The 9,271-nt window shown below is 58.8% G+C and carries 7 protein-coding genes; all 7 read left to right on the plus strand.

Annotation, left to right across the window (positions count from 1 at the left end; translation table 11 throughout):
- The coding region (locus PSV43_RS00100) for a DUF1592 domain-containing protein (RefSeq protein WP_300192446.1) at positions 1-2,260 on the plus strand (2,260 nt) is incomplete at its 5' end.
- A gap of 9 nt (positions 2,261-2,269) precedes the next feature.
- Positions 2,270-3,601: a DUF1552 domain-containing protein gene (locus PSV43_RS00105; protein ID WP_300192448.1), complete on the plus strand. Its 1,332-nt coding sequence runs from the start codon at positions 2,270-2,272 to the stop codon at positions 3,599-3,601.
- Between the two features lie 37 nt (positions 3,602-3,638).
- Entirely contained in the window at positions 3,639-5,450 is a 1,812-nt protein-coding gene (locus PSV43_RS00110; RefSeq protein ID WP_300192450.1) for a GMC family oxidoreductase, read from the plus strand.
- Entirely contained in the window at positions 5,450-6,094 is a 645-nt protein-coding gene (locus PSV43_RS00115; RefSeq protein WP_300192452.1) for a gluconate 2-dehydrogenase subunit 3 family protein, read from the plus strand. Before PSV43_RS00110 ends, PSV43_RS00115 begins: the two co-directional genes overlap by 1 nt.
- Positions 6,095-6,169: 75 nt before the next feature.
- Positions 6,170-8,035 (plus strand): alpha/beta hydrolase domain-containing protein, encoded by a 1,866-nt coding sequence (locus PSV43_RS00120; RefSeq protein WP_300192453.1) that lies wholly within the window; start codon positions 6,170-6,172, stop codon positions 8,033-8,035.
- A gap of 23 nt (positions 8,036-8,058) precedes the next feature.
- On the plus strand, positions 8,059-8,721 hold the full coding sequence (locus PSV43_RS00125; protein WP_300192455.1) for an SGNH/GDSL hydrolase family protein: 663 nt from the start codon (positions 8,059-8,061) through the stop codon (positions 8,719-8,721).
- Positions 8,722-8,852: 131 nt separating this feature from the next.
- Positions 8,853-9,271 (plus strand): c-type cytochrome domain-containing protein (locus PSV43_RS00130; RefSeq protein ID WP_300192457.1); only part of this gene is annotated, 419 nt, incomplete at its 3' end.

Below are 9,271 nucleotides of genomic sequence, written 5' to 3' on the forward strand. Positions count from 1 at the left end.
TCTGGATACCGGCGAAAGTGGAGTCCTGCCCTGGGAGCAATACCTCGCGGCGACGCGAGATGATCAAATGGCTGCGAAGCTGAATCCCAAATACCTCGGCAAACTTCGCGCAGCGCTGAAAGGAACAGAGCCTAATGTCATCTTCGACATCGTGCGCCAGCAATGGCGTGCGGGAGCACCAGCGGCACAGATGGCTGAAACCATCACGCAATGGCAGCGGGCGCTGTGGCGCTTCAGCACCATCGGGCACATCGGCAAACTCAACGGGCCGAAGTCCTGGCAGGTGCCGGTGCTGCCGCTGACCGCCAGCGAGGAGCTGCGTGTCAAGCTGCCCGCTGCTGGTGTGACGAAGCTCTACTTGACGTCATTCGCCATAGGTCAGGCCAGCGCCATCTGGGAAAACGCCCGGCTCATCACGCCGGGCCTGCCAGACCGTCCCATCACGATCAATGGGAATGAAGTGAGCCTGCCCGCTGAAATTGGCAAAGATGCCGAGTTTGTCATCAGTGCCCGCCTGCATCCCGATTCCCAGGGGGCCGTGCAAGTGCGTGTGCTGACCACGAATTCCGCTGCTCCGTCTGTACTTGTTGCCAGCAAGGTCACGGTCAATAAACCGGGCAAAAAAGGCAAATGGTCCGATGGCGAGAAGCCGCTTAGCTTTGATGCCCCCATCCTCGTCGGAGACGACAGCGAGATGCGGAAACAACTCACCGCCCAGATCGCTGAATTCCGTGCACTGTTTCCCGCTGCGCTCTGTTACACCAAGATCGTGCCTGCGGATGAAGTCGTGACGCTCAGGTTGTTCTATCGCGAAGATGATGAGTTGAAGAGGTTGATGCTTAACAAAGACCAGATTGCCGAAATCGACCGCTTGTGGGACGAGCTGCGTTTCATTAGTGAAGCACCTTTGAAACAGGTCGATGTCTTTGAGCAGCTCTGGCAGTTCGCTACTCAGGATGCTGATCCCAGTGCCTTCGAGCCGCTGCGCGAGCCGATCCGCCGTGATGCGGAATTGTTCAAGCAGCAGCAACTCGCCGCTGAGCCCAAGCATGTGCAGGCTGTGTTCGACCTTGCTGCGCAAGCGTGGCGCCGCCCGCTCAGTGATAAGGAGCAGAACGAATTGACTTCCTTGTATCAAAAGCTTCGCAAGCAGGAGTTGCCGCATGTCGCAGCGGTACGCATGCTGATTGCCCGTGTGCTCGTGGCACCGGCATTTCTCTATCGTGGAGAAAAGGCAGCGCCCGGCATCCAGGCCACGCCGGTGAACGACTGGGAGATCGCCACACGCCTGAGTTACTTCCTCTGGTCATCGATGCCGGATGCTGGTCTTCACCAGCTCGCGGCTGCTGGAAAATTGCGCGATCCCGCAGTGCTAGGCGCACAGGCCCGCCGCATGCTGAAGGACGATAGAATCCGACGTCTCGCCACCGAGTTCGGCTGCCAGTGGCTGCATGTGCGGGACGTCGAGACGCTGGATGAAAAGAACGAGCGCCATTTCCCCACCTTCACCTCTTTGCGAGGAGACATGCAGGAGGAGGTGGTTCGCTTCTTCGTCGATCTTTTTCAAAACGACCGCAGCGTGCTCTCGCTGCTGGATGCGGATCATACTTTCGTAAATGCAAACCTAGCGCAACACTACGCGCTCGATTTGAACGGCGATGGCTGGCAGCGCATCGACGGCCTGCGCTCTCAAGGTCGGGGCGGCATTCTCGGCTTTGCCGCCACGCTTTCCAAACAATCCGGTGCTTCACGCACCAGCGCCATCCTGCGTGGCACCTGGCTTAGCGAAGTCATCCTCGGTGACAAACTGCCCACCCCTCCGAAAGGCGTGCCCGTTTTGCCCGAAGAAGCTCCCGTAGACCTCAGCGAGAGGCAGTTGATTGAGCGCCATAGCCGCGATGAAAACTGCTCGGGCTGTCATCGTCGCATTGATCCCTATGGCTTCGCGCTGGAAGGCTTTGATGCCATTGGTCGTGCGCGCAAAGCCGATACGAAGACCGTCATGCCAGACGGTACACCTGTCGATGGACTCAACGACCTGCGTGATTACCTGCTCAACAAACGTGGCGATGATTTTCTGCGCCAGTTCAGCCGCAAACTGCTCGGCTTCGCTCTTGGCCGCAGCGTGCAGCTCTCCGACCGGCCCCTGATCGAGTCGATGATTCGCAGCGACCACCGCATCGGCACCCTGATTGATCTCATCGTCCGCAGCCCGCAGTTTCGCGAGGTGCGCGGGAAAGACGCCATCGCCCAACACTGATTCATTTTTATGAGCACTCACCGTTATTCACGTCGCGCCTTCCTGCACGGAACCGGCGTCTCCATGGCCCTGCCGTGGCTGGAATCCTGCAATGTCTGGGGCGATGAGCCGAAACGTGACAAGCCTGCGAGCGAGGCGCCAGTGCGCTTGTGCGTGACGTTTTCCGGCAACGGCTTCCATTCCAAGGAATGGTGGGCCAAAGGCGAGGGCAAGGCGATGGAACTGGGCCAGGTGTTGCAGCCTCTGCATGAGTTCCGTGAAAAGATGCTGTTCGTGCGTGGCTTGTATCACGAAGAAGCGCGGAAGGGGAACATCCATTCCTCGCAGACGGGCAACATGCTTTCGGGCGCGCCGATTGCCTCAGGCGGCGAGATTCGTTCAGGCACGAGCTTCGATCAGGTGCTCGCGCAAACCTATGGCCGCAGCACCAAGGTGCCCAGCCTTGTGCTTGCATGCGAGAAATCGAATCCATCGGTACATAAAAACTACTCGATGCTCTACAGCTCACACATCTCGTGGAGTTCGCCGACGACGCCGACCCCACTGGAGCTATACCCAGCACTGGCCTTTGATCGCCTGTTCAAGGATGAGGCCTCACCGGCTGACAAGAGTGTGCTGGATGCGGTGCTGGTGGATGCGCAGGATTTGCGCCGGGGCATCAGCAATAATGATCAGCGCAAGCTCGACGAGTACCTCGACTCCGTGCGCGACGTGGAGAAACGCATCGAAAACGCCGGCAAACGCGGCGAACTGCAGGGCTGGCGGCCCACGCTGGAAAAGCCGCACATCCAACGCCCCGCCGATGGGATCCCACAGGACATCGGCGAGCACATGCGGCTCATGATGGATCTTCTCGTACTCGGTTTTCAGACGGACACCACGCGCATCACCACGCTGAAGCTCAACAACGACCACAGCGCCCTGCGTTTCCCGAACCTGCCGAGCGTGCAGCAGGCGGGCCATGGAATCGACTACATGATCCACCACCTCCTTTCCCATAGCGACGGCGCGGACTGGCTGAAAGTGAACCAGTTCTTTATGGAGCAGCTTGCCTACCTTGCACGGAAGCTCGATGCCATCCAGGAAGGCTCGCGCACGCTGTTGGACAACACCATGCTCATGCACTGTTCCAGCATGATGGCTGGTGCCAGGCATGACAACGACCAGCTTCCCGTCATTATCCTCGGTGGCGCTGGTGGCAGACTTCAAGGCGGGCGCGCACTTGATTACAAAGACAGGCCCGAACGCCAGATGTGCCGCCTGTTCATGTCGATGATGGACAAGATGGACCAGTATCCGAAGGTTTTTGGGGATGCGAAGATGATGCTGGAAGAGGTTTGAAATTCTCCCGTTTCGTTTTCCATTCGGACTCCACCCTATGCCCATCATCACCGCCGACAAACTTCAGGATTCATATGACGTGGTCATCGTTGGTTCGGGCGCAGGGGGCGGACAGACTGCCTACACGCTGACGATGGAGGGCTTGAAAGTCCTCATTTTGGAAGCGGGGCGTGCGTTTGATGTGCAATCCGAGGTGGCGATGCTGCAACTGCCGAGTCAGGCGCCGCTGCGAGGTGAGAAGACGCCGGACAAGCAATACGGCTTCCATGACTGCTCGATCAACAGTGGCTGGGACATTCCCGGTGAGCCTTACACGAATGCGAGCAAGGACCCGGTAGATCAGTTTCGCTGGTGGCGGCAGCGGATGATGGGTGGGCGCACCAATCACTGGGGGCGCATCACGCTGCGCAACGGGCCGTATGATTTTAAACCGCGTACTCGCTTTGATCTCGGTTTCGACTGGCCCATCGGCTATGATGACATCGCGCCTTACTATGACAAGGTGGAGATGCTGATCGGTGTCTTTGGCACGAACGAAGGGTTGGAAAACTCACCGAATTCATCCCCGGGCGTGTTGCAACCAGCACCGAAACTGCGCGTGGGAGAACTCTATGCACAGAAGCATGGAAAAAAGGTCGGCGCGCATGTGACCTCGATTCACCGTGCGGTGCTGACGGTACCGCAGGATGCAGAGACGCTGCCAGCCAAGCTGCATCCGGGCAATGCGAAGGCGCAGAGCATCCTGGCGGACTCCATGCGTACACGGTCACCCTGCTTTTGGGCGACGGACTGTCATCGCGGTTGCGCCATCCGGGCAAACTACGATTCGCAGACGGTGCATCTGCGGCCTGCGCTGGCCACGGGAAACCTCGACATCCTGCCGAATGCGATGGCGCGTGAGGTCACGCTGGACAAACAGGGCCGGGCCACGGGCATCACTTTCATCAACAAGGTGGACGGCAGCGAAAGGCATGCCAAAGGCCGTGCCGTGGTGCTCGCGGCGAGCTCGCAGGAGTCGGTGCGACTGCTGCTGAACTCGAAGTCCAATGCCTTCCCGCAGGGGCTGGCGAATTCCAGCGGCAAGGTGGGCAAATACGTCACGGATTCGGTGTCGAGCAGTCTCAGCGCGTACATTCCAGCCTTTGAGGGAATGCCGATCCATAATGAAGACGGGGCCGGTGGTCCGCACGCCTACGTGCCGTGGACGCGGCATGCGAAGAATGGCAAAGGCGAGCTGGGATTCCCTGGCGGATATCATCTTGAGTTCACCAGCGGCCGGCAGATGCCAGCACTGACGGTCCTGAATGGCATCGAGAGCCGTCTGGGCCACGAGGGAGTCTTGTTTGGAGCGAAGCTCAAACAAGAAGCTCGGCGCTACTATGGCAGCAATTTGGGCTTCGGCGCGCAGGGTACGATGCTGCCCAATGAGGGCTCCTTCTGCGAGCTGGATCCCGAGTTGAAGGATCAATGGGGCATTCCCGTGTTGCGCTTCCATTGGAAGTGGACGGACTTTGAACTCAATCAGGTGCGCCATCAGCAGCAGCACATCCGCGAATTGCTCGAAGCCATGGGTGGCAAGGTGGCGGCGAAGGCCGATGCGGATCCGGCCAAGCTGATCAGGCGTGGTGGCGAAGTGATCCATGAGGTCGGGGGTGCGATCATGGGCGCTGAGCGCGAATCCTCAGTGACAAACCCGTGGAGCCAGACCTGGGATGTGAAGAATCTCTTCCTCGCCGATGGTGCCCCCTTTGCCAGCACTGCGGACAAGAACCCCACGCTCACGATCATGGCGCTGGCATGGCGCATGGCTGACCACCTGATGGACGAATTGAAAAAAGGAAACATCTGATGAGCACACCCGACGACCTCCCACGCATGGACCGCCGCAAGGCGCTGCAATGGATGCTCACCGCCACGGCTACCATGGCCGTGCGGGATCCGAATCTCTTCGCGGCTGACACCACTCCCATCAAAGCTCAGGGCTACGGGACTGATCCTGTCATGGTTAAGGTTTACAAGCCCGGCGATGTCTGGCCGCTCACTCTGACGGAGCCCCAGCGCCGCACGGCGAGCGCCCTGTGCGATGTCATCATGCCTGCGGATGAAACTTCCCCCAGCGCCTCGGCTCTCGGGGTTCCGGACTTCATCGACGAATGGATCAGTTCGCCCTATCCGGCCCAGGCCGGTGATCGTCTTCTCATTCTCGAAGGTTTGAAATGGATCGATGAGGAAGCAATCCGACGTTTCAGCAAAGCTTTTGCCGATCTCGCGCTCGAACAGCAAATCACTCTGTGCAGTGATCTCGCTGCTGCCAAACCACAGCCCGAATATAAAAAACACGTGTCGTTCTTCAAACGCTTCCGTGATCTCACGGCTGGTGGTTACTACACCACACCCGAAGGCATGAAGGCCATCGGCTACGTTGGCAACATGCCCTCCGGCAGCTTCGAAGGGCCGCCCATTGAGGCGCTGAAGCATGTGGGGCTCGCGTGACTTTTTGCAAATACCCCCCACGATCGTGAGATGATGTTGCTGACAAAAGCACGAAATCGGTGCTGTATCAAAACGATGTCTTTGCTTCCACGACTTTTCCTTTTCCTGTTAGCTGCCTGTGCCACCCGCGCCGCCGTGGTGCGAGTGGAGGTGTCGGGGCGTTCGGACGTCGGTGCGACTGGCTATGAGCAGATCGTCGGACGACTGCATTTCGAAATTGACCCATCCTTGCCCGGAAATGCAGTCATTGCTGATGTGGGGCTGGCTCCGCTTAATGAGGCAGGCAAGGTCAGCTTTTCTTCGGACATGAGTCTCTTGAGGCCAAAGGGCGCAGCTCAGGGCAATGGCGTGGCTTGGGTGGAGATTCCGAATCGAGGCGGCAGAGCGGGCGTGAGCGATTGGATCGTGAAGAATGGCTTCACCGTGCTGAACGTCGGCTGGGAGTTTGATGTGCCTGCGCAGCACGGCAAAATGAGCATCCAGGTGCCCTCGGCGAAGAACAAGGATGGCAGTGTGATTCGTGGCGTGGTTAGCGCCACCTTCACGCCGGACAAATCTGCGGATGAACAAACGCTCACAGATCTGACGCCTTACCCGGCTGTGGATGTGGACGGCCCTGAGAGCCGGTTGTTCGTGAGGTCGCACATGGCCTATCCCGGGGGGACTGAGGTTCCGCGAAAATCGTGGAGCCTGAAGGGCAACCGCCTCCATCTGGAGGGTGGGTTTGAGCCAGGGAAAACCTATGAAATATTCTACCTGGCAGAAGCACCGCCACTGGCCGGGCTCGGCTATGCGGCCATTCGCGATGCCGTGGCCTGGCTGAAGCATGATGCAGGCTCATTGGCACCAATCAAACATGCGTATGCGTTTGGCTCCTCGCAGTGCGGACGTTTTTTGCGCGACTTTGTTTATCTCGGTTTCAACACAGACGAGCAGGACCGCCAGACGCTGGATGGTGTGATGGCGCATGTGGCTGGAGCAGGTCGTCTGGTGCTGAACCAGCGCTGGTCAACCCCACGCGCTGTGGCGGGCTTCTACACGGCCTCGTATCCTTTTGCAGACACGGCGCAGGCTGATCCTGTCAGCGGCAATGCGGAAGGGATTTTGGAAAACGCACGGGTGAAACATCCGCCCAAGATTTTCTACACGAACACCGCCGCTGAATATTGGGGCGCGGGCCGCGTGGCAGCGCTGACACACACGACGCCGGACGGGACCAAGGACATCGCCTTCCCGGAAAATGTGCGCTCTTATTTCTTCTCGGGCACGCAGCATGGTGCAGCGGGCTTCCCACCAACCTCGCAGGCCACTGGCGCGCCGCTGGCCAATCCAGTGAATGCCAGTGCTGTGCTCACCGCGCTGCGACTGGCGATGCATCGCTGGGTGACGGAGGGCATCGCTCCGCCGCCGAGTGTGTATCCAAAAATGGCGGACGGAACCCTCGTTCCGGTCGCGGAGGTGCGGTTTCCCACCATCCCCGGCATGGAGGATCCGAGACTGCTGAAAGCGGGTGGCCGCGTGCGCAATCCGCAGTGGGCTGATGGTGCCGGTGAAGGCGCAGAATTGCCACTGCTGGTGCCGCAGGTGGATGCGGACGGCAATGACATCGCTGGCATCCGGATGCCGGATGTGGCAGTGCCTCTGGGCACGGCGACTGGATGGGTGTTTCGACCGGCGTCAATGGGATCACCGCATGAGCCTGTTCTGCTGCGCGGTGCCTGGGTTCCATTGGCTGCCACGCGTGAACAACGCGAAGCCTTGCATGATCCTCGTCCAGCGCTGGCAGAACGATATGCATCCCGCGAAGTCTATCTGTCCCAGGTCAAAGAGGTTCTGCAAAAGCTCATCAGTCAGCGGCTCCTTAGCGAGCAAGATCTCGCTCCTCTGCTCAAGCAGGCGGGAGATCGCTGGGACTGGGTGATGCACCAGCCTGCTCAGTAATCACTTTTTTAATATTCATTTTTATGAACTACCATTGCCTCCTTCTCACCCTCGTCTTCGTTTGCGCCACCGTTCACGCATCTGCGCAAAGCAAGGTGCTCTTCCTCGGCAACAGCATCACCAAGCATGGCCCAAAGGCTGACATCGACTGGTCGGGAAACTGGGGCATGGCGGCGAGTGCCGAGGCGAACGACTATGTGCACCTCGTCACCAAAGCGCTGACGGAAAAAGCGGGCGCTGCACCCGAGGTGATGGTGAAGAACATCGCTGACTTTGAGCGTGCTTATGCAGGCTACGACATCGCAGCCAAAATGAAGGAAGCTATCGAGTTTAAAGCCGACCTGATCATCCTCGCCATCGGCGAGAACGTGCCGGGTCTGAAGACTGCCGAGAACAAGACGAAGTTGCAGACCAGCGTGACCGCCTTGCTGAGCGCCCTGAAAGGCGAGAGGAAGCCCACGATTCTTGTGCGCAGTTGTTTTTGGGCAAATGCAGCGAAAGACGAAGTGCTGCAGCAAGCTTGCGCTGCAGTGGGTGGCATTTACGTCAACATTAGCAGCCTGAGCAAAGACGAAACGAACTACGCGCGCTCGGAGCGGCCCTACAAACACGCGGGCGTGGCGAATCATCCTGGCGACAAAGGTATGGCGGCTATTGCGGCGGCCTTGGTGAAGGCGCTGCCTTGATAAATTTGCTACAAACAGCAGCTTTCACCGGCCGAACGCAGGCTACTGCCGTGACCTGAGACAATGAAATAGGCGGGAAATTTGCCAATTTTGTGTCTAAAAGCGTACTTTCCGAGCCTTTTACTATCGACATGACACAGTCACGCCTTCCAGCCTTCCTTTTCCTTCTCACCTGCCACGCCGCCGGAGTGTCGTTTGCTGCAGACGAGGATGCAGCGCGTTCGGCGATGAAGTTCTTCGAAAACGAGGTGCGACCGATCTTGGTGAAACGCTGCTACGACTGCCACAGCCAGACCAAGCAGAAGGGCGGCCTGCGCGTGGACAATATCGGCTATCTGAAGACCGGCGGAGACACCGGCCCGGCGCTCGTTCCCGGCCAGCCGGAAAAGTCGGCGATGGTCGAGGCGATCCATTACGGCAATGCGGACTTCCAGATGCCGCCCAAGGAAAAGCTGCCTGATTCTGAGATAGCCGTGCTGGAAAAATGGATCAAGCTGGGCGCACCCTGGCCGGAGGATAAGGCATCAAAAGTCGTCATCGAAGGCGGCTT

The sequence above is a fragment of the Prosthecobacter sp. genome (genome assembly GCF_029946185.1).
GTDB lineage: Bacteria > Verrucomicrobiota > Verrucomicrobiia > Verrucomicrobiales > Verrucomicrobiaceae > Prosthecobacter.